This is a genomic window from Streptomyces sp. TRM68367 (assembly GCF_014495685.1).
Classification (GTDB): domain Bacteria; phylum Actinomycetota; class Actinomycetes; order Streptomycetales; family Streptomycetaceae; genus Streptomyces.
In genome coordinates this window covers 1-20421 of sequence record NZ_JACTVI010000123.1, presented here as the reverse complement: position 1 = coordinate 20421, position 20421 = coordinate 1, and the positions used below count along the sequence as shown (strand labels likewise).

Annotated in this window: 17 protein-coding genes and 2 pseudogenes; 6 read left to right on the top strand and 13 right to left on the bottom strand. The window is 72.2% G+C overall.

What is annotated here, in order from left to right:
* Positions 1-199: 199 nt before the first annotated feature.
* Positions 200-1072: a LysR family transcriptional regulator ArgP gene (locus H8R17_RS40160; RefSeq protein ID WP_316959681.1), complete on the bottom strand. Its 873-nt coding sequence runs from the start codon at positions 1070-1072 to the stop codon at positions 200-202.
* Positions 1073-1082: 10 nt separating this feature from the next.
* Between H8R17_RS40160 and H8R17_RS40155 the strand changes: the two are divergent.
* Positions 1083-1256 (top strand): annotated as a pseudogene (locus H8R17_RS40155) (MFS transporter); the annotation flags it as partial.
* A gap of 7 nt (positions 1257-1263) precedes the next feature.
* Here the strand turns inward: H8R17_RS40155 and H8R17_RS40150 are convergent.
* The 3 genes and pseudogenes from H8R17_RS40150 to H8R17_RS40140 form a co-directional block, all read right to left on the bottom strand.
* The gene (locus H8R17_RS40150; protein ID WP_187828137.1) at positions 1264-1719 is read right to left on the bottom strand and encodes a cyclic nucleotide-binding domain-containing protein; all 456 of its coding nucleotides are present in this window, start codon (positions 1717-1719) and stop codon (positions 1264-1266) included.
* 279 nt (positions 1720-1998) lie between these two features.
* Positions 1999-3299: pseudogene (locus H8R17_RS40145) on the bottom strand (aminotransferase class I/II-fold pyridoxal phosphate-dependent enzyme); the annotation flags it as partial.
* Between the two features lie 58 nt (positions 3300-3357).
* Positions 3358-3579, bottom strand: coding sequence for a hypothetical protein (locus tag H8R17_RS40140; protein WP_187828136.1), 222 nt, complete (start codon positions 3577-3579; stop codon positions 3358-3360).
* Positions 3580-3871: 292 nt separating this feature from the next.
* On the opposite strand from H8R17_RS40140, the gene H8R17_RS40135 reads away from it, so the two are divergent.
* The 3 genes from H8R17_RS40135 to H8R17_RS40125 all read left to right on the top strand — a co-directional run bounded on the left by H8R17_RS40135 (position 3872) and on the right by H8R17_RS40125 (position 5902).
* The gene (locus tag H8R17_RS40135) at positions 3872-4315 is read left to right on the top strand and encodes an ATP-binding protein (RefSeq protein ID WP_187828135.1); all 444 of its coding nucleotides are present in this window, start codon (positions 3872-3874) and stop codon (positions 4313-4315) included.
* A 189-nt stretch (positions 4316-4504) separates the two neighbouring features.
* A complete protein-coding gene (locus tag H8R17_RS40130; RefSeq protein WP_187828134.1) occupies positions 4505-5410 on the top strand; it encodes an RNA polymerase sigma factor SigF in 906 nt (301 codons plus the stop codon).
* A 69-nt stretch (positions 5411-5479) separates the two neighbouring features.
* A complete protein-coding gene (locus tag H8R17_RS40125) occupies positions 5480-5902 on the top strand; it encodes a hypothetical protein (protein ID WP_187828133.1) in 423 nt (140 codons plus the stop codon).
* 33 nt (positions 5903-5935) lie between these two features.
* On the opposite strand, the gene H8R17_RS40120 is transcribed toward H8R17_RS40125, so the two are convergent.
* Together H8R17_RS40120 and H8R17_RS40115 are read right to left on the bottom strand one after the other, a co-directional pair.
* Positions 5936-8179 (bottom strand): FUSC family protein, encoded by a 2244-nt coding sequence (locus tag H8R17_RS40120; RefSeq protein WP_187828132.1) that lies wholly within the window; start codon positions 8177-8179, stop codon positions 5936-5938.
* A gap of 82 nt (positions 8180-8261) precedes the next feature.
* Positions 8262-9638: an NAD(P)/FAD-dependent oxidoreductase gene (locus tag H8R17_RS40115; RefSeq protein ID WP_187828131.1), complete on the bottom strand. Its 1377-nt coding sequence runs from the start codon at positions 9636-9638 to the stop codon at positions 8262-8264.
* 618 nt (positions 9639-10256) lie between these two features.
* On the opposite strand from H8R17_RS40115, the gene H8R17_RS40110 reads away from it, so the two are divergent.
* Entirely contained in the window at positions 10257-10628 is a 372-nt protein-coding gene (locus tag H8R17_RS40110; protein WP_187828130.1) for a PRC-barrel domain containing protein, read from the top strand.
* A gap of 21 nt (positions 10629-10649) precedes the next feature.
* Here the strand turns inward: H8R17_RS40110 and H8R17_RS40105 are convergent, their stop codons facing one another.
* On the bottom strand, positions 10650-11084 hold the full coding sequence (locus tag H8R17_RS40105; RefSeq protein ID WP_187828129.1) for an ATP-binding protein: 435 nt from the start codon (positions 11082-11084) through the stop codon (positions 10650-10652).
* A gap of 138 nt (positions 11085-11222) precedes the next feature.
* A complete protein-coding gene (locus H8R17_RS40100; protein ID WP_187828128.1) occupies positions 11223-13127 on the bottom strand; it encodes a long-chain fatty acid--CoA ligase in 1905 nt (634 codons plus the stop codon).
* 149 nt (positions 13128-13276) lie between these two features.
* Between H8R17_RS40100 and H8R17_RS40095 the strand changes: the two genes are divergently transcribed.
* A complete protein-coding gene (locus H8R17_RS40095; protein ID WP_187828127.1) occupies positions 13277-13510 on the top strand; it encodes a DUF6480 family protein in 234 nt (77 codons plus the stop codon).
* Positions 13511-13556: 46 nt separating this feature from the next.
* On the opposite strand, the gene H8R17_RS40090 is transcribed toward H8R17_RS40095, so the two are convergent.
* The 5 genes from H8R17_RS40090 to H8R17_RS40070 form a co-directional block, all read right to left on the bottom strand.
* A complete protein-coding gene (locus tag H8R17_RS40090) occupies positions 13557-14642 on the bottom strand; it encodes a glutamate--cysteine ligase (RefSeq protein WP_187828126.1) in 1086 nt (361 codons plus the stop codon).
* Between the two features lie 36 nt (positions 14643-14678).
* Complete coding sequence (glgB, locus tag H8R17_RS40085; RefSeq protein WP_187828125.1) at positions 14679-16886, bottom strand: 1,4-alpha-glucan branching enzyme; 2208 nt, start codon at positions 16884-16886, stop codon at positions 14679-14681.
* Positions 16873-18252: a maltokinase N-terminal cap-like domain-containing protein gene (locus H8R17_RS40080; RefSeq protein ID WP_187828124.1), complete on the bottom strand. Its 1380-nt coding sequence runs from the start codon at positions 18250-18252 to the stop codon at positions 16873-16875. Before H8R17_RS40080 ends, glgB begins: the two co-directional genes overlap by 14 nt.
* Positions 18253-18280: 28 nt before the next feature.
* The gene (gene treS, locus H8R17_RS40075; RefSeq protein WP_187828123.1) at positions 18281-19999 is read right to left on the bottom strand and encodes a maltose alpha-D-glucosyltransferase; all 1719 of its coding nucleotides are present in this window, start codon (positions 19997-19999) and stop codon (positions 18281-18283) included.
* Positions 19996-20421: DUF3459 domain-containing protein (locus H8R17_RS40070; RefSeq protein ID WP_187828122.1), on the bottom strand; the 426-nt coding region annotated here is incomplete at its 5' end. The genes treS and H8R17_RS40070, both read right to left, overlap by 4 nt.

Sequence of the window (20421 nt, the reverse complement as noted above, 5' to 3'; positions counted from 1 at the left end):
CATCCCGGCGTGCGGGTTGCGCTTGGTGGCCTTGCTGCCGTGGCGCCAGGTGACCGTCCGCGCGGACCCGCGTCCGGCGGCCAGGGCCGGCGCGCGCAGGGTGGTGCCTGTCGACCTTGAGCGAAACGAGACCGACCGGTGACACACGGGAGTCGGCACCGCCCGCCCCTCGGCACCGACTCCGGGAGTACCAGCGGCCCTAGCCGCGCAGCGCCTCGGCCGCCGTGGCCGTCACCGCGTCGGCCACCGCCGCCAGAGCGGGGGAGTCGAGTTTCCACTGCTGCCAGTACAGCGGGACGTCGACCGCCCGGTCCGGGGCCAGGCCGACGAGGCGGCCGGTGCGCAGGAGGGGAACCGCCTGCGCCTCGGGCACCATGCCCCAGCCGAGGCCGGCGGCGACCGCCTCGACGAACCCCTCCGACGTGGGCACGTGGTGCCGCTGTGCGCTCGCGGCGCCCCGCCCGGCCCGCAGCCGGCGGACGAAGCCGTCCTGGAAGTCGTCCCGCCGGTCGAAGGCCACCACGGGCACCACGGCGAGCGCCTCCCGCAGCGGCCCGTCCAGATACCGCGCCGCGAACTGCGGGCTCGCCACGGGGAGATAGCGCATCCGCCCCAGGGCCCGTACGGAACAGCCCGGCACCGGATCCGGCGACGAGGTGACCGCTGCCATCACCAGCCCCTCGCGCAGCAGCGCCGCCGTGTGCTCCTCGTCCTCGCGCCGCAGCTCGAAGCAGAGCCGCACCTCCTCCGGCACGCGCGTGAGGGCGCCGAGGAACCAGGTCGCCAGCGAGTCCGCGTTCACCGCCACCGACACCCGGGTCGGCTCCCCGGCCCCGCTCAGCCCCAGCTCGCCGTACGCGTCCTGCTCCAGCCGGGCCACCTGCCGGGCGAGCCGGACCAGCACCGCGCCGGACTCGGTCGGCCGCACCGGCTTCGTGCGCAGCAGCAGCACCCGCCCCGTGCGCTGCTCCAGGGCCTTCACCCGCTGGCTCACCGCCGACGGCGTCACATGCAGGGCCGCGGCCGCCGCGTCGAACGTGCCCTCGTCCACCACCGCGAGCAGGGTCCGCACCTGGTCGAGGGGGAGATCGACGGTCGTCGTGGCGGGCGGGCCGCGCCTCGCCGACGTCCTGCACGGCACCGCGGGCTCGGCCTTCGGCCCGCGCACGGCCGTCGCGGGCGGCGGACTCCTGGTCGTCGCCGTGATGCTGACCCTGGCCGCCGCGGTACCGGCACTGCGCCGCTACCGGGTCTGAACGCCAGTTACAGCGCGCTGCGCCGATGCGGCGCGTGCTGCTCCATCAGCCTGCCGCGCGTCAGCTCCAGCCGGTGCGCGAGGATCTCGGCCACGCTGCGCACCAGCATCAGCCCGAGCCGCGGATCCTCCTCGCACAGCCCGAGCACCGCCGCCGCTTCGAACTCATAGGCCCGCACCGGGCTGAAGGCCTGCGCACCGAAGTCCCACTCGTACGGCGGGAAGAGCCACGACCAGCCGAGCAGGTCGCCCGAGCCGAGGCTGGCGACCTTCACGCGCTGCACGGAGTTCACCCGCTGGTCCAGGGTGACCGCGCCGGAGCGGACGACCCAGAAGCGGTCGGCCCGGCCACCCGCCTCGAAGATCCGGAAGTCCTCGGGGAAGGAGACCTCCTGCGCGAGCGCCATCAGACGCTGACGCTGGGGCGGCGGAAGGGCGGTCAGCAGTTTTATGGCCTTGGTCATGACGCGGGGCTCCTCGCCGGGGACGCGGTTGCGGTGCTTTCCCTACGCCCATTTCAGCCGCTGCCGACGCCCCGGGCACCTCGGCGGACGGCAGATCCTTCGGGGGGTCCGCACCCGCGGGCTCCCGCATCACTCCGGGAACATGAAAAGCCCTGGCTGGACGGGGGAAACCAGCCAGGGCCGTAAGCGGTGGCACAGGGAGGACGGCTCAGGGTCGACTCCATGACCACGTATGAATGGACGGTAAACCACGCCGAAGGATTTCGTGTACCCAAAAGCGGGGTAAGTGACCTGTTTCACTCTTCGCCCATTCCGCGAGCCCGTGCCCAGATACCTCAGGACCGGCCGGGACAGCCGCTCACAGGGCGAGACGGCTGGGATCCCGGGATACGGCGTGACCATCTCCGCCGCGACACGGCCGGCCGGCACGGTCGACCGGCACGTCCTCGGTGGGGCCGAAGAACGCCTCCCGGGGCAGTCGCACCTGTTCCATACGCAGCCCGTCGGGCGGCGGCACCTCCACCCGAGGGGCGGCCGCATTCCGGGCGCGGCGCGCGCGGAGTCTCGCCGCGCGGCCAGCAGATCCCCGGCCGTCTCCCGGTCGTCCTCGAGCGTGCTCTGCGCGCCGATCCGGCGGCGGTCGACCAGAAGCGCGTCCACCGCGCGGTGATCCCGCAGCCGGTCCTCGGCCGCGTAGCCGGTGATCCCGAGGCCCTCGACGTCGATGATGCCCGGCAGCGGGTCGAGGTCGTCGGCCAGTCCCGGCCCGCAGAAGTCCTCGCGGCCGCCCACGTGCAGGCCGTCGATCTCCTCGACGGTCGCCCGGACCTCGGCCGCGAGATCCAGGGTGGCGCCCATGCGCTCCTTGCGGCGCAGGGCCATCTGCCGCCGCCAGCCGTCCAGACCGGCGAAGATCAGCACCGACGGGCTGGTGGTGCCCAGCAGATCGGCACGCATCCCGAGCAGCTTCGGCGTGACGAGATCGCCGCGCAGATGGAACACCGAGCCCTGCTCCAGGCCGCTGCCCATCTTGTGGATGCTGGTCACGCAGCTGTCTGTGCCTGCGTCCATCGCCCACGACGGCAGGTCGGGGTGGAAGGGCAGGTGCGCGCCCCAGGCCTCGTCCACGATCAGCGGCTCCGCGCGCGCCGGTGGCACACCTCGGCGATGTCCCGCAGGGTGGCGCAGGCGCCGTACGGCGTCGGGCCGGTGACGAGCGCGCCCTTCGCGTCCGGATGGGCCGTGAACGCCGCCTCGAACTCCGCGGCGGACGGCGGATGCGCGAGGTGCCGCTCGGCGTCCCGGCGCGGCTCGACCGACACCGGCTCGATGCCGGACAGGATCAGACCCGACACGACGGACTTGTGTGCGTCGCGTCCGATCAGCAGCTTTCGTGCGGGCCTGCCACGGCGAGCATCGCCGCCTTGACCGACAAGGAACTCCCGCACGTGCTGAAGAACGTGTGCTCCGCGTGCACCGCGTCGGCCAACAGCTCCTCGGCCCCTCGCAGCACCCGGCCCCGGGTGAGCCGGTCGTCCAGCCCCGGACGCCAGGACGTCGCCGAGGAACACGCGTCGCCCTGGGGCGCACGTGCGGGGCGCTGGGCGCGGGGCCGGCGCCCGCTGTCCAGCCGTACGGTCAGTCGTCCTTGTCGTGCCGGCCGGGAACCAGGATCTCGTCCAGCACCCGGACCACGACCTCGTAGGCCAGCGCCCGCACGGCGGCGTCGTCGGTTCCGTCCGCGCCGGGCGGATCCGGCGCGGAACTCCTCGTCCGCCACGCCCGCCGCTCCCGTTCCGCACAGGCCCTCGCGCGCTGCATGCGCCGCAGCAGTTCGTCCGAGTCCACCACATCGGTCATGCACGCCGCGTACCCCGGCAGGGCGCCCTGACTGCGCCACATGGCGGAAATTCCGCACCCCGCGGGCGGCAGGGATGTTTGCCGGTACGGGGAGAGGTGAGCCGACAAGAAAGATCCGGCTTGTGCCTGTCCCAGCGGACGGCCTTCGAGGACCGGTGCTGCCGAAGAGCGGCGTCACTGAGGGCCGGCGTCACCGGGGACCGGCGCCGCCGAGGTCTGCCGTCGGCGCGGACCGTCGCCGCCAGGGCCGCTGTCACCGCAGACCAGGGAGCCGAAGCCAGGGAGCTGAAGGATGTGCGAGGAGCACACGACCGAATCCGTCATCGAAACTCCCGGCGCCCGCGCGACGGTGCGGCCGCCGGCGTGGAGGCCCGGCGACGCGCGCAAGGCGGTGGAGCGCGCGGTGGCCGAGCGGCGCCGCACCAGCGACACCGGGTACGACGAGGACGCCCTGTCGGACGCCGTGCTCGTCGCCTCGGAGCTCACCACCAACGCGATCCTGCACGGCGGCGGCGTCACGGACGTCCGGGTCGACCTCGTCGGCACCGAGGTCCGCGTCTCGGTCAGCGACCGCAGTGACCGGCTGCCGGTCACCACGCCACCGACCGACCGGAACGGCCGCCGCCGGGCCGGCGGCCACGGCTGGCCCATCGTCTGCCGCCTCTCGCGGGACGTCCGCGTCCTCGACCTGCCCACGGGTGGCAAGTGCATCACCGCCGTGGTCCCCCTCGCCTGAGACACACGTTGGCACATTGCCCGAGACGCGGAGTTTGTTCCGCCGACGGCAGGGCATGCGAACTACGTGCTTCGGACCGGAGGCGCGCAGCGGGAGCGGTTTGTCTGCTCCGGCCCCCTCCTGGCGGTCCGGGTGCGGCGCCCTCCCGCGGTAAGTCCCTGACACGATCCCGTTCAGGAGCGATTCCGCATGCTCACCGAAACGCCGAACACGCACATCGACCCGTCGGACACGCCGACCGCACCCTCGGTCAGCCGACCCGCCCCGTCCGCGGCGAAGGCCGCGACCGCCCGGCGACACGACGACGCGCCGGACACCACCGACCTCTTCGCCCGGCTCGCAGCCCTCGACGACGGGCCCGAACGGGACGCGGTGCGTGACGAGCTCGTCGCGGCGTGGCTGCCCATGGCCCACCGGATCGCCGGCCGGTTCCGCGACCGCGGGGAGTCGGTCGAGGACCTGCGGCAGGTAGCGGCCCTGGGACTGGTGAAGGCCATCGACCGGTACGACCCGGACCGGGGCGCCTTCGAAAGCTACGCGGTGCCGACCATCACCGGCGAGGTCAAGCGGCACTTCCGGGACCGGATGTGGGCCCTGAGGGTGCCCCGACGCGTGCAGGAACTGCGCAACAAGGTGCGCGTGGCACGGCGCGATCTCACTCAGAACCCCGGCAGCCCCGAGCCCTCGGCGGCCGACATCGCCGACCACACCGGCCTGAGCCGGGAGGAGGTCGCCGCCGGCCTGGAGGCCCTGGAGAGCTTCAGCACCCTGTCGCTGGACGCCGAGCTGTCGTCCGGCGACGAGGGATACAGCCTCGCCGACACCCTCGGCGCGGCGGACTCCTCGTACGACGTCGTGGTGGACCGCGAGTCCGCCAAGGAAGGCCTGCGCCGCCTGCCCGAACGCGAGCGCGCCATCCTCTACATGCGGTTCTTCGAGGACATGACGCAGAGCCGCATCGCCGACCGGCTGGGCATCTCGCAGATGCACGTCTCCCGGCTCATCAGCCGCAGCTGCGCCCGGGTCCGCGACGAGGTCCTGGGACAGCAGCGGACCGGTCATCCCGGCACCGGGGGACGGGCGAGCGCGGCCTGACCGGACGGCTCCAGGCCGAAAATCGCCCGCAGGGCGTCTGACCGGCGCCGTACGGGGAACACGGAGCAGATGAGCGAACCCGAGATCCCGCCGGAGGGCCGCCCCGTCGACGTATACCTCGACCTGCTGCGCATCCGGATGGACACCGAGGACTACGACCGTCTGCTCGGCGTGGTCGAGCCGGTCCTGCGGGCGATCGACGAAGAGCGGCCGGCCGCCCTGGACTTCGCGCTCGACGGCGGCGAGCTCCCTCAGGAGATCCGCGACGAGGCCGCCCTGGTCATCGCCACCGCCGTCACCGGACGGCTGGACAACGAGGTGGTCGAGATCCACACCGAGGAGACCGGCCCGGTCCGGGTGGTCACCGACGCGGCCACCGCCGCCGACCCGGCGCGGCTCGGCGAACTCGCCGAGCACATCCGGGAACGGCACCGGCAGAACGAGGAACTGCGTGGTATCGCCGAGGCCAGCGGCCTGCCGACCGACTTCTGACCCGACTCCCGCCTGCCGGCCGTCGCGCCGCGGTCATCGCCGCGGCGCGGCGACCGGCACTTTCAGCGGACGGGCCAGGCCCGTCACCGCCTCGTCCAGGCGCTCCAGGTGCCGCAGCACGCGGCCGGTGACCCGGCCGTAGCGGGACGCGCCGCTGACGTCGGGCTCCAGCAGGGAGGCGATGCTCGGTCCGGTCGTCACCTCGGCGGCGGAGTTCTCGTCCGCGACGTGGGCGGCGATCGCCTCGATGTTGCGCACCGTGCGCCGCACCGCTCCGCGCAGTCGCGGGTCCGCCGCGATGGACGGATGGGTGGGCAGCAGCTCGGCCGTCGCTGCCAGGGAGCGCGCGTGATACGCGCAGGTCTCCAGCAGCGCGACGACGTAGCGGGCGGTGGTGCGGCGGGACCGCAGCGGCGTGACCGGGTGAGTGAGCGGCTGCGTCGCGGCGCGCAGGTCGGCCAGCGCCTGGTCCAGATCCCGCGCCTTGTCCAGCAGTTCGCCCGCGGGCCCGCCGCTGAGCTGCTCGACGGCGTGCTCGGTGACGTCCACAAGCCGCTCCAGCACGGTCACCAGCAGTTCGTTCGTACGCCGGTCCGTCTGCACCGGCAGCACGAACGCCGCCGCGATCACCCCGCACGCCGCGCCCAGCGCCGTCTCCTCTATCCGCAGCACCAGCACGTCCAGGCTGTAGGTGTGCAGCAGGGTGTACAGCAGCCCCAGCATCGCGGTGACGAAGAACGACATCAGCGTGTACGAGAGCGGCGCCGTGTAGAACATCGCGAAGATCAGTACGAGCACCAGCGCGAACGCCGTCCACGTGTGCTGCCCGACCAGCCCGGCCAGCACGATCCCGGCCAGCACGCCGAGCACGGTGCCCACCAGCCGCCGGTAGCCCTTGACCAGGATCTCGCCGGTCGACGCGGTGTTGAGGAAAACGATCCAGCACGTCAGCACCGCCCAGTACCAGCGGTGGCTGGACAGCAACTCGCCGCCGGCCATGGCGAGCGCGGACCCCACCGACACCTGCACGGCCGCGCGCGTGGTCGGCCGCCGCAGCCCGGTCTCCTCCTTGGACGGCGTCTCCTCCCCGGCGTCGATCGCGGCGTCCTCGGCGTCCAGCTCCTCGCGCGAGCGGGCCGTCGCGGGGGAGTCGTCCGACTCGTCCTGCGGCCCGTCGAGGGCGATCCGCAGCCCGAGCACGGCACGGGCGGTCTCGCCGATGCCGCGGAAGACGTCCTGCACGGCGGGCGAGGCCACCGGCACTTTGTCCTCGTCGCGGTAGCCGAGGAGCCGGTTGCGCACATGGGCCAACGCGGTTCCCGCACTCTCGGCGGGCGACCGCAGCACCAGCACCCGCAGCGCCTGGAGGTCGCGGCGCACTGCGTCGAGGGCCTCGTCCCGCGCCGGCGCCCGGCCGACCGACGGGGCGGGCGCGCCCGGCAGGTGCAGGGTCAGCGTGTCCGCCCGCTCGGCGCTGCGCGCGGTCAGCAGCAACAGGCCGAGCCGCTCGGCGGCGATCTCGGCGTCCGCGACGCGCCGCTGCACCAGCCGTGCCACGGACTCGTCGGGCGTGCCCTCCTCGAGCCGGTCCTGGATCATCATCGCCGTCTCGTGCAGCCGCGCCGTGCCCTCGCGTACGGCGTCCAGCGCCTTGTCGATGTCGTCCGGACCAGCGTCGAGCAGTTCCAGCTGCGCCGACACCAGCTGGGCCAGGCGCGCGCGAAACGCCCGGCGCAGCCGCTGCAGGACGCTCGCCGGCGTCGTCGGCACGAGGGCGAAGCGCAGCACGGCGCTGCTGAGGAACGCGACCGCGAAGGCGCCGCACAGCCGGGGCAGGGCCGGGACGGTCGCGCCGATGAACAGGGACGCGAAGTAGACCTGGAAGCCGATCAGGCCGAGAGCCGTGCCGCGGTCGCCGAACCGGCGGCCGTAGACCGCGCTGAAGATCAGGACGACGAAGAACACGCCGCTCGCGACGACATGGGACCTGAGCAGCGCGCCCAGCGACACCGAGGCCAGCGCCACCGGCAGCCCGAGCGCGAGCGTGACCGCCTGCTGGGGCCGCTGCTTCTCACGGATCGCGAACGTGGCGACCATGGCCGCCATGGCGCCCGCCACCAGATACTTGACGCTTGTCCCCAGCGGGGCGAGCACGGCCAGCGTGAGGGCGATGGCGCCCACGGTCCGCAGCCCGGCCGTCAACCGCAGCAGCCCGGGATCGGAGGCCGCGGCCCGGTCCCACAGTCGTGCCCGCGCCGAGCGCCCCGCTGATCTCACGCCGCCGTACTCTCTCCCATGTCACACCAAGATCCGGCCCTCAGCATGGCATGCCGCGCACGCGGCCCTCGCGGCGGGCGCCTCACCCCTCGTGCCGCTCGGTGCCCTCCACGTGCGCGCGGACCTCCTCCGGGGACAGGTACTTGTTGGTGAACTCGAAGTCCTTCAGCCGGGCGGCCTTGCGGGCCTGGAAGCCGGTGCGCACGAAATCGTCGCCGGCGACCGCGTTGAGCACCCAGTTCGTCACCACGCGCGTCTTGGCGACGTTGGTGCGCAGGGCCGACCAGTGGTAGCCGCGCGCCACGGCCTGGGCGGGCACGCCCCGCAGTTCGATGCCGAGCGGCTTGGAGACCGCGTCCTTGCCACCGAGGTCGACGACGAGCCCGAGGTCCTTGTGCACGTACGGCGTCATCGGCTGGTTCCGCAGCGTCGCGATGACGTTGTCGGCGACGTGCCTGCCCTGCCGCATCGCGTGCTGCGCGGTCGGCGGGCAGACGGCGCCCTCCTCGCCCTTGGCCTGGTCGGGCACGGCGGCGGCGTCGCCGAGCGCGAACACCCCGTCGTGGCCCGGCAGGTTCATCTCGGCGCCGACCGCGAGCCGTCCGCGGACCGTCTCCGCGCCGAGCGTGGCGATGAGCGGGCTGGCGACGACCCCGGCGGTCCAGATCAGGGTGTGGGTGGGGACCACCCGGCCGTCGGTGAAAGTGACCTCTTCCGGGCCGGCCTTGGCGATGGACACGCCGAGCGAGACTTCGATGCCGCGCCGGCGCAGGATCTCCTGCGCGCTGCGGCCGAGCTTGTCGCCCAGCTCCGGCATCAGCTTGGGCGCGATGTCGATGAGGTGCCACCGGATCAGGCCTGGGTCCAGGCGGGGGTAGCGTTTGACGGCGGCGTGGGTCAGGCGCTGCAGGCAGGCCGCGGTCTCGGTGCCGGCGTATCCGCCGCCGACCACCACGAACTGCAGGCGGGCGGCGCGCTCGGCCGGGTCCTGGCTGGCGTCGGCCAGGTCGAGCTGCGAGATGACGTGGTCGCGGACGTAGGCGGCCTCCGCGAGCGTCTTCATCCCGAACGCGTGCTCCGTGAGCCCGGGGATGTCGAAGGTGCGCGTGACGCTGCCGGGGGCCAGCACGATGTAGTCGTAGCGCTCGTCGACTATGTGGTCGGTGATGGTCCTGATGACGCAGACCTTGGACTTCAGGTCCACGCCGATGGCGCCGCCCGGGATGATCCGGGTGCGGTATTTGCGGCTGCGGCGCAGGGACACGGCGATCGACTGCGGCGTCAGCACGCCGGAGGCGACCTGGGGCAGCAGGGGGAGGTAGAGCTGGTAGGCGGACGGCGTCACGAGCGTGACGTCGGCCTCGTCGGGACCGAGTTTCCGCTCCAGGCGGCGAACGCACTCGACGCCGGCGAAGCCTGCGCCAACCACCAGGATCCTGGGTCGTGTCACGGTGTTCATCCCTTTCTGCGGCTCCGGGCGGTCTGCCACGAACGCCCTTCGCATGCCCCGGATCGCTGCGCTGCACCACATCGATCCCACCGTGCCCGGGACGGCTGCGCCAGCCGGGCGCGGTAGGCAGACGAACGCGTCGAGCACCACCATGCCCGTACCGGCGCGGAAACGCACCGGTCAGGAGTGAAGATCGCGTGTGCGCGATCTCTTGACGGCACAAAGGTCTAGTCCTGCGGCCCCAGAGGCTCGTTCACTATCAGGCCGGGCGTTCATTCATGTGAACGCTCGCGCGCTCGTGAACGCCCGTCACCCCCACCCTCGGGAGTCCAGCATGCCCACACGCCTGAGAGCGCTCACCTCGCCGCCCTCGGCCCGGACGTCATATCCACCGGACTGCTCACCCTGCCCGGCGAGCGCCACGCCTCCTGCCGGATCCGAACCGTCCGGCTCACCATCGGCGCCTCGACGGGCGCCGGATCCAGCGCAGCCCGATGTGACCGAATGCTCCGGACGGCACCGAATGCCGACGCCGCAGAAGGGTATTGGGCCTGTGGGGCACCCGGACGTGCAAACCGTTCACAGGTGCTTCACGACCCGTACACCATTCGGGAGGGGAGGAGCAACGTGACCACCGACAGAATCTGGTCGTACGCGCCAGGCAGCGGGCACGCCGAAGGACAGGACCTGACCGGCTTCACCGTCGCCGCGTCCGACGGCACGATCGGACACGTGGCCCGGGAGGCCGCCCCGCACGGCATGCGGCACCTGGTCGTCGACACCGGCGTCTGGATGTTCGCGCGCAGCGTGCTGGTCCCGGCGGGCATCGTCACCGGCGTCGACCCGCGAGCCCGGCGGATCACCCTGGCCTGCACGGGCAGCGTGGCCAAGGCGGCGCCCCGCTTCCGCACCGACAGCGAGACCATGGACCGCGGCTACCTCACCACCGTCGGCGACTATTACCAGCGGCGCCCGCCGCGCGGGGCGACCGCCGCCTGACCCGCGCACCGGGCGGACCTCTCACCAGGGCAGGAAGGCGTGCACGTCCTTGCCGTGGTCGCCGGTCACGACGCTGACCTGGTCGCAGAGCGTGTGGACGAGATGCCAGCCGATGCCGCCGCCACCGCGGCGCGGATCGAAGGGGCGCGGGGCGGGCGGCGTGGTGCTGGTGTCGTGCAGCGTCACATGCACCCCGTCGAAGGTCCGGCGCATGTGCAGCACGAACGGTCCCGGCGCATACTGGACCGCGTTGGCGGCGAGTTCCGTGACCACCAGCAGGATGTCGTCCCAGTACTCGGCGGCCACCGGCGGCGCGGTCCGGGCCAGGCCGCGCAAGTAGCCCTCCGCGGCCAGGCGCGCGCCCGTCACGTCCTGCGGCTCGCCCGCGAAACTGCTGGTCAGGTTCGGAATCTCCACAAACGCCAGGGTGTTCTCTCCACGCGGCTCGGATGCCATCTCGCCTTTCCTGCCGGGCCACGGGGAAGCCGTCGTCGGCGCCTCCCCCCGCCACCCGTTTCTCTCGCATGGACTTTCTCTCGCATCGACACTCAAGCGTGTTCCCGGACGTACGGCGCCTACGCACGACGGCGGCGCTCAGCGGAAGACGTTGTCCGCATCGTCCCATTCGGCCGGCACATCCGGCGCACTCTGCGGGCGCCGACGCGAGCGCGCCTGGTACATCGCGTCGATCTCGTGCGCGTAGTGCCGCACGATCTCGTCCCGGCACAGCTTCATCGACGGCGTCAGCAGCCCGCTGGCCACGTCGAACGGCTCCGGCAGCACCCGGAACACCCGGATCGACTCCGAGTGCGACACCGCGCTGTTGGCCGCGGCCACGGCCCGCCCGATCTCCTCCCGCAGCGCGTTCTCCTCCCGCATCCGCTGGACCGGCGCGTCGCCCTGCAACGCCAGCACCGACCGCCAGTGCGGCACGAAGTCCGGATCCAGCGTGAGCAGGGCACCGACACAGGGCCGGTTGTCGCCCACGACCACCGCCTGGCGGATCAGCGGATGCATCCGCAGGCGCTGCTCCAGGGCGGCCGGGGACACGCTCTTGCCGCTGCTGGTGATGATGACGTCCTTCTTGCGGCCGGTGATCGTCAGATAGCCCTCCGAGTCCAGGTGCCCGAGATCACCGGTGGCCAGCCAGCCCCCGCGCAGCGCGGCCCGGGTGGCGGCCTCGTCGCCGACGTACCCCTGGAACACCGCCGGACCGCGCACCAGGATCTCGTGGTCGTCGGCCACCCGGATCTCCATGCCCGGCAGGGCCTGCCCCACGGTCCCCGACTTCTCCCGGCCCAGCGGCTGCATCGTCAGCCCGCCGCTGGTCTCCGTGAGCCCGTACCCGTCGTGCACATAGATGCCGATGCCCTCGTAGAACAGCGACAGATCGCGGCTGAGCGGCGAGCCGCCGGACACCGCCCGGTTCACCCGGCCGCCCAACGCGGCCCGCAGCCTGCGGTACACCGTGCGCTCGTACAGCGCGTGCTGGAGCCGCAGGTCGAAGCCTGGGCCCCGACCGCGGCCCAGGCGCTGGCGCTCCACGGCCGTGGCGAAGTCCCGCGCGGTGTCCGCGGACCGCTCGAACAGTGCGCCGCGGCCCGACTGCTGGGCCGTGCGCAGCATGTTCTTGTAGATCTTCTCGAAGACCGACGGGACGGCGTGGAAGTACGTCGGCCGGAGCGAGCGCAGGGCCGCCGACAGCGCCTCCTCGCCCAGGTCGGGCTCGTGCCCCATCAGCATCCCGCCGCGCACGCACAGCCCCTGCACCATCAGGCCGTACACATGGGAGAACGGCAGGAACGCGAGCACGCACGGCTGCTTTCCCGGCGGTGCCGCCGAGTGGCGCCAGCCGCCCAGCAGCGTGTCGCAGGGGCTGGCCAGATTGCGGTGGCTCAGCGCGCAGCCCAGAGGGCGGCCGGTGGTGCCGGAGGTGTAGGCGATGGCGGCGGAGGAGTCCGGCAGCACGATGCGGCGCATCGAGTCGACCGTGGCCAGCGGCACGAACGCGCCGCGCCGCACCAGGTCCTCCAGCGCGCCCGCGTCCAGCTGCCACACGTGCCGCAGCTGTGGCAGCGAGGTGCACACCGAGCCGACGGTCATGACACCCTGCTCGTCCTCGACCACGACGCCCACGCAGCCGGCGTCCCGCAGGATCCACCCGACCTGGTCGCGTGAGGACGTCGGATAGACCGGCACGATCTCGGCGCCCACCGCCCACAGGGCGTAGGCGAGCACCGTCCACTCGTACCGGGTGCGCGCCATGACCGCCACGCGGTGGCCCGGCGATATCCCGGACGCGATCAGGCCCTTGGCCAGATCGACCACTTCGTCGCGGAACTCGACGGCGGTCACCTTCTCCCACCGCGTGGCGCCCGCGGCGGGCCGCCGGGCGAGCACCGGCAGGGTGGGGTTGTGGACCGCCGTCTCGAACACGCTGTCGGCGAGCCCGCCGGTCAGGGGCGGTGCGGCCGGGGGAGCGAGAGCGAGGTCGCGCATGCGCTGCTCCTGACGTGACGGGGTGTGACACTGCCGACGAGTACGGTCATCGGCTGTTCGAATCTAGTGGAGGCGGACGCTCCCCGTGGCGGGATACGGAGGATTGGCCGGGCCCTGATGATCTTGGCGCTTTGGGGGACCCGGACGGTATGAGCCACATCAGTCCCGATCCCGAACCCGAGCGCAGCACCGGTCTGGAACCGGGTGGCGGCGTCCCCCCGGGCGAGACCCCGCCCGCGGAGAGCAGCCTGCCCGAGTCGGGCCCGCGCGAGACGCACAACCCACCCAAGGGCTGGGCCAAGGCACCCCTCACCCTGATCCTGCTCCTGGCCGCACTGATCGCAGCGTTCTTCCTGGCGTACGCCCTGGTCCTGCTCCTGTGAGCCGGTGCACCCACGGGGCCACACACCGGGCGGCCCCCGCCCGGTCTCACCCCTGGGTGTGCCGCACGCACGCGGCGACCACGTCCCGCAGGCTCCCCGTGTGTTCCAGTACCGCGCGCTGGACCCGCGAACCGGTGCCGCGTCGCAGCAGTCCGTCGGCGATGTCGCGGGCCGCACCGAGGTCGCCGCAGTCGGCGAGGGCGTCCCCGACGTGCTCCAGCAGGCCCCGTACGACCGCCTCCGCGGGCATCCGCCGCATGGTCACGGGATGGAGCAGCTCACTTGTCAGACCGGAGCGGGCCGCGCGCCAGGCGGCCAGCCGGAGCAGGCTCACGCTGTGCTCGGCCGGCTCCCGGCCCGCCCGCCACTCGCGCGCCGCGGTCTCGACGAGCCCGCGGGCCAGGGCAGCGACCAGCACCGCGGTGTCCGCGTGCAGACACACGTCCGCGACCCGGATCTCCACCGTCGGATAGCGCCGGGACAGCCGCGCGTCGAAGTAGGCCATCGCCTCGTCGAGGATGACGCCGGTGGCCACCATGTCCGCGACCCGCCGGTGGTACCGCTCCGCCGAGCCGAAGACCTCGGTCGGGCCGGCCGACGGCCAGCGCTGCCACACGCGGTTGCGGTAACTGCAGTAACCGGTGTCCCTGCCCTGCCAGAACGGGGAGTTGGAGCTCAGCGCCGCCAGCACGGACAGCCAGGGCCGGATCCGGTCGACGACCGCGACGCCCTCCTCGTCGGAGCCGACGGCGACATGGACGTGACAGCCGAGGACGAGGTCCCGCGTGGTGATGCCGTACTCCCGGACCATCCACCTGTAGCGCCGGTCCAGGGCGATCGAGGGAGTGACGGGCAGCGGTGACGTGGCGAGCGCGGCGACGGCGCAGCCGATCGCCCCGGCGTGCCGGGCCGCCTCCTCACGACAGCGGACGATCTCCGCGCGCAGCGCGCCCAGGTCCGACTGCGGGTGGGTGGCGAACTCCAGCATCTGGGTGTGCAGTTCCTTCTCGAACACGTCGCCGTCGTCCTCGTCCCGGGCGGCGCGGGCGAGCACGGCGGCCGACATTGCCCGGGGTTCGCCGGTCTCGGGGGCGACCAGGAGGAGTTCCTCCTCCACTCCGACGGTGCGCACATGGCTCCGGGTTCCCCGCTCCCCGGCGGTCACCCGTCATGCCGGGTACGGCTTCAGCCACACGGTGGCCAGCGGCGGCAGCGTGAGCCGGATCCGGCCGTCCTCCGGTTTGACCGGGTCGGCGTTGGTGACGTCGCCGCCGCCGTACCGCGCCGCGTCGGTGTTGAGGATCTCCACCCAGGCGGTGACGTCGCCGGGGACGTGCAGGACGTAGTCGTGGCGTACGGCGGGGGAGAAGTGCGACACGGCCAGCAGCGGGCTGCCGTCCGCGGCGTAGCGCAGGAACGCGAACACGTTGTCGTCCGCTGCGTCCACGGCGACCCAGCGGAAGCCGCCGGGATCGGTGTCCCGCTCCCACAGCGCCGGCTCGTCCCGGTAGCAGACGTTCAGGTCCCGCACGAGGTCGCGGACGCCGCGGTGGTCGGGTTCGGCCAAGTAGCCGGGGTCGAGCAGCCACCAGTGAGGACCCTCCGCCTCGCGCCACTCGGCGCCCTGCGCGAACTCCTGGCCCATGAAGAGCAGCTGCTTGCCGGGGTGGGCCCACATGAAGCCCAGGTAGGCGCGGTGGTTGGCGCGCTGCTGCCACCAGTCGCCCGGCATCTTGGAGACGAGCGCGCGTTTGCCGTGCACGACCTCGTCGTGGGAGATGGGCAGCACGTAGTTCTCGCTGTAGGCGTACACCATCGAGAAGGTCATCTCGTGGTGGTGGTACTTGCGGTGCACCGGCTCCCGGCACATGTACTCCAGCGAGTCGTGCATCCAGCCCATGTTCCACTTCAGCCCGAACCCCAGCCCACCGCTGTCGGTCGGCTGGGTCACGCCGCCCCACGCGGTGGACTCCTCGGCGATGGTCACGACACCCGGAGCCCGCCGGTACACGGTCGCGTTCATCTCCTGCAGGAACGCCATCGCCGCCAGGTCCTCCCGGCCGCCGTACTCGTTCGCCGCCCACTGCCCGGACTCGCGCGAGTAGTCGAGGTAGAGCATCGAGGCGACCGCGTCCACCCGCAGCCCGTCGATGTGGAACTCCTCGCACCAGTACACGGCGTTCGCCACCAGGAAGTTGCGCACCTCGGTGCGCCCGAAGTCGAACTCGTACGTCCCCCAGTCCGGATGCTCCGCCCGCCGCGCGTCCCCGGGCTCGTACAGCGGGTCCCCGTCGAAGCGGGCCAGCGCCCAGTCGTCCTTGGGGAAGTGCGCCGGAACCCAGTCCATGAGCACGCCGATGCCGGCCTGGTGGCAGGCGTCGACGAAGCACCGGAAGTCGTCCGGAGTGCCCAGCCGGGCCGTAGGCGCGTAGAACCCGGTGACCTGGTAGCCCCACGAGCCGCTGAACGGGTGCTGGGCGACCGGCATCAGCTCGATGTGGGTGAAGCCGAGGTCCTTGACGTACGCCGGGAGTTCCTCGGCGAGTTGACGGTAGGTCAGTCCGGGCCGCCAGGACGGCAGATGCACCTCGTACACCGAGAACGGCGCCTCGTGAACGGAGACGTCGCCCCGGTGTTCCATCCACGCGGCGTCGCCCCACTCGTAGTGCGAGGCGGTCACGATCGAGGCGGTGTCCGGCGGCACCTCGGCGAGGCGTGCCATCGGGTCCGCCTTGAGGAAGCGGTGGCCGTAGCGGGAGGTGATCTCGAACTTGTACCGGGTGCCCTCGCCGACGCCGGGCAGGAACAGCTCCCACACCCCGGAGGCGCCGAGGGACCGCATCGGGAAGGCGGTGCCGTCCCAGTAGGTGAAGTCGGCGGCGACCCGGACCCCTTGCGCGTTCGGCGCCCACACGGTGAAGCGGGTCCCCGCCACGCCCTCGTGGGTCATCGGGTGCGCGCCGAGCGCGTGCCACAGCTGCTCGTGCCGGCCCTCGCGGATGAGGTGCAGGTCGAGCTCGCCGAGCGCGGGCAGGAAGCGGTGCGGGTCGTGCACCTCCTGCTCGTCGTCCCCGTACGCCACCTGCAGCGTGTACGCGGGGATCGCAGCGAGCGGGAGGACACCGGAGAAGAGCCCGTTCCCCTCCGACGTGAGCGGTGTGCGCTCGCCGTCGACGACCACGCTCACGCCGCGGGCGAACGGGCGCAGCGCCCGGAAGGCGATCCCGCCGGGGACCGGGTGGGCGCCCAGCAGGGCGTGCGGATCGTGGTGGGCGCCCGCCAGCAGGCGCCCGCGGTCCGCCGGATCCAGCGGTGGCGCGGGCGCGCACGGGACGGGACCGGACGGCTCGGGCAGGGAGGTGTCACGCAGGGCCACGGCTTGGGTCTCCTCTCAGGGCGAGGCGTTCGATCGCCGCCATCGGCACGGGCAGCCAGTCGGGGCGGTGCCGCGCCTCGTACAGCACCTCGTACACGGCCCGGTCGGTCTCGTAGGCGCGCAGCAGCACGTGTTTCTTGCGCGGGTCCCAGCCGGCGAGGGCGGCATAGCCCGCGCAGTAGGCCTCCCGGCAGCGGCGCGCCCACTCCGGGCGCCAGGGGCGGCGCTGCCGGGCCGCGTAGTCGAAGGAGCGGAGCATGCCGGCGATGTCCCGCACGGGGGAGTGCGCGCTGCGCCGTTCGGACAGCGGACGGGACGGCTCGCCCTCGAAGTCGATCACGAACCAGTCGCGTCCCGCCCGCAGCACCTGCCCCAGGTGCAGGTCGCCGTGGATGCGCTGGGCGGACGGCCCGGCGTCGCATGTGGCCAGCGCGGCGAACGCGGCCCGCAGACCCGGCACGAACGGCCGCAGCGCCGGCACGCAAGTCGCGGCGGCGGTCAGCCGCTCGGTCATGTCCGCGGCCGTCCGGCCGTTCTCGCCGGGGGCGCCGACGGGGAACGCCGAGGCCAGCGCGAGGTGCACCTCCGCGGTGGCCCGGCCCAGCTCACGGGCCTGAGCCGTGAAGTCGTCACCGGTGGCCAGCGCGTGCAGGGCCAGCGTCCAGCCGTCGGCGGCGTCCCGCAGAAACGGCTGGAGCACGCCCAGCGTGGCCCGCTGCGGATACGTGGTGCGGAACCAGGCCACCGGCGCGGGCACCCGGCGGCAACCCTGCCGGGCCAGCGCGCCCGGCACCTCCAGGTCCGGATTGACGCCGGGCTGGATGCGCCGGAAGACCTTCAGGATGAGCGCGTCGCCGTACACCAGCGAGCTGTTGGACTGCTCGGCGTCCAGCAGCCGAGCCGGCAGCCCGGTGGGGACCCGCAGCGACGGATCGGCCTCGAAGCGCAGGGGGCCCGCCGTGCCGGGGTGGCTCAGCCGGTCCAGGAGCAACTGGGCGGAGCGGGGGTCGTAGAGGGCGTCGTAGACGGTGAGGCCGGCGAGCGTACCGTCGTGCACCCTGCCGATCAGCGCCCGGGCCAGGCGCGGCGACGGGTGCTCCCGCGCGGCGAGGAACAGCTGGTAGACGTCGCCGGGCGGGTGGGCGCCGCCGGGGGCGGGCACGGCCGAGTGGGAGGCGTGCACCAGAAGGTGCAGACAGCCCGGGTACAGCTCGGTCATCGACAGCAGTCCGAGCTCGGTGACAGGACGGTCCTTGCCGGCGAACCAGCGCTGCCGCGGCAGCCACTCCCGCAGCAGCTCGGCGAGCGACATCATGGGCTCGGCGAGGTGCGTACGGCTGGGGCTCAGGTATGCGGTCTTCGGCATGGTCACGCCTCCTTTCGTCGGCGCACGCTCACTGTCGTCGGCCGATACGGGATGCGACTCGGGTGAGCCGGAACCAGTAGAAGCCGTGGCCCCCGAGGGTCAGCAGATACGGCAGCTCTCCGATGGCAGGGAAGCGGACGCCGCCGAACAGCTCCACCGGATGGCGGCCGCTGAACTCGCGCAGATCGAGCTCCGTGGGCTGGGCGAACCGCGCGAAGTTGTTGACGCAGAGCACCAGGTCGTCGTCGTACTCGCGCAGGAAGGCCAGCACCGCCGGGTTCGACGACGGCAGTTCGGTGAACGAGCCCAGGCCGAAGGCGACGTTCTGCTTGCGGATCTCGATCATGCGGCGGGTCCAGTGCAGCAGCGACGACGGCGAGGCCATGGAGGCCTCGACGTTGGTGACCTGGTAGCCGTAGACCGGGTCCATGATCGTGGGCAGGGCGAGCCGTCCCGGATCACACGACGAGAACCCGGCGTTGCGGTCCGGGGTCCATTGCATCGGGGTGCGGACGGCGTCGCGGTCACCGAGCCAGATGTTGTCGCCCATGCCGATCTCGTCGCCGTAGTAGAGGATCGGCGTGCCCGGCAGGGACAGCAGCAGGGCGGTGAAGAGTTCGATCGAGTGACGGTCGTTGTCGAGGAGCGGGGCGAGGCGCCGGCGGATGCCGATGTTGGCGCGCATGCGGGGATCCTTGGCGTACTCGGCCCACATGTAGTCGCGTTCCTCGTCGGTGACCATCTCCAGGGTCAGCTCGTCGTGGTTGCGCAGGAAGATGCCCCACTGGCAGCCGGAGGGGATGGCCGGGGTCTTGGCGAGGATTTCCGAGACGGGGTAGCGGGACTCGCGCCGCACCGCCATGAAGATCCGCGGCATGACGGGGAAGTGGAACGCCATGTGGCACTCGTCGCCGCCGCGTTCGTAGTCGCCGAAGTAGTCGACGACGTCCTCCGGCCACTGGTTGGCCTCCGCCAGCAGCACGGTGTCCGGATACAGTGCGTCGATCTCGCGCCGCACGCGCTTGAGGAACTCGTGGGTCGCGGGCAGGTTCTCGCAGTTGGTGCCCTCGGCCGCGAACAGGTAGGGCACGGCGTCCAGCCGGTAGCCGTCGATGCCCAGGTCCAGCCAGAAGCGGAGGGCGGCAAGGATGTCCTCCTGGACGTGCGGGTTCTCGTAGTTGAGGTCCGGCTGATGGGAGAAGAAGCGGTGGAAGTAGTACTGGCCCCGCACCGGGTCGTGCGTCCAGTTGGAGGGCTCGGTGTCGACGAAGATGATGCGGGCGTCGGCGTAGCCCTTGTCGTCGTCGGCCCACACGTAGTAGTCGCCGTAGGGCCCGTCGGGATCCTTGCGGGACTCCTGGAACCACGGGTGCTGGTCGCTGGTGTGGTTCATGACGAAGTCGATGATCAGCCGCATGCCGCGCTGGTGGGCGGCGTCCACGAACTCCACGAAGTCGGCGAGGTCGCCGAAGTCGGGCAGGACGGCGGTGTAGTCGGACACGTCGTAGCCGCCGTCGCGCAGCGGGGACTTGAAGAACGGCGGCAGCCACAGACAGTCCACGCCCAGCCACTGGAGGTAGTCGAGCTTGGCGGTCAGGCCCCTGAGGTCGCCGATGCCGTCGCCGTTGCTGTCCTGGAAGGAGCGGACGAGGACCTCGTAGAAGACGGCGCGCTTGAACCAGTCGGGATCCCGGTCCTTGGCCGGAGTGTCCTCGAAGGTGTCGGGTACGGGCGTGTTCACGGTCATGACGTTCCTGCCCCTCCGCTGTGCGGCGCGGCGCACGAGCTCTGGACGTGGAGGACGTGCGCAGGCGACCGCCCAGGTTCGAGGCGCACGTAGTTGGCCCTGGCCCAGTGATAGGTCTCTTCGGTGAGCTCGTCGCGCACCGGCATCGACTCGTGCCAGTCCAGGCCGAGTTGCGGCATGTCCAACGAGACCGTGGCCTCCTGGGCGTGATGCGGGTCGAGATTGACGACCACCAGGACCACGTCGGATCCCGAACGCTTGCTGTAGGCGATCAGTGCGTCGTTGTCGGTGGCGTGGAAGCGGAGGTTCCTGAGCCGGTGCAGCGCGGGGTGGGCGCGCCGGATGGTGTTGAGGCGGGTGATCAGGGGGGTGATGGTGCGGCCCTCGCGTTCGGCGGCCTCCCAGTCACGCCGTTTGATCTG

Excerpts from the sequence above, each read along its gene's own strand:
- H8R17_RS40150 (WP_187828137.1), bottom strand. The coding sequence starts at position 1,719 with ATGACCAAGGCCATAAAACTGCTGACCGCCCTTCCGCCGCCCCAGCGT.
- H8R17_RS40140 (WP_187828136.1), bottom strand. The coding sequence starts at position 3,579 with ATGACCGATGTGGTGGACTCGGACGAACTGCTGCGGCGCATGCAGCGC.
- H8R17_RS40135 (WP_187828135.1), top strand. The coding sequence starts at position 3,872 with ATGTGCGAGGAGCACACGACCGAATCCGTCATCGAAACTCCCGGCGCC.
- H8R17_RS40130 (WP_187828134.1), top strand. The coding sequence starts at position 4,505 with ATGCTCACCGAAACGCCGAACACGCACATCGACCCGTCGGACACGCCG.
- H8R17_RS40125 (WP_187828133.1), top strand. The coding sequence starts at position 5,480 with ATGAGCGAACCCGAGATCCCGCCGGAGGGCCGCCCCGTCGACGTATAC.
- H8R17_RS40115 (WP_187828131.1), bottom strand. The coding sequence starts at position 9,638 with ATGAACACCGTGACACGACCCAGGATCCTGGTGGTTGGCGCAGGCTTC.
- H8R17_RS40105 (WP_187828129.1), bottom strand. The coding sequence starts at position 11,084 with ATGGCATCCGAGCCGCGTGGAGAGAACACCCTGGCGTTTGTGGAGATT.
- H8R17_RS40100 (WP_187828128.1), bottom strand. The coding sequence starts at position 13,127 with ATGCGCGACCTCGCTCTCGCTCCCCCGGCCGCACCGCCCCTGACCGGC.
- H8R17_RS40095 (WP_187828127.1), top strand. The coding sequence starts at position 13,277 with ATGAGCCACATCAGTCCCGATCCCGAACCCGAGCGCAGCACCGGTCTG.
- H8R17_RS40080 (WP_187828124.1), bottom strand. The coding sequence starts at position 18,252 with ATGCCGAAGACCGCATACCTGAGCCCCAGCCGTACGCACCTCGCCGAG.
- treS (WP_187828123.1), bottom strand. The coding sequence starts at position 19,999 with ATGACCGTGAACACGCCCGTACCCGACACCTTCGAGGACACTCCGGCC.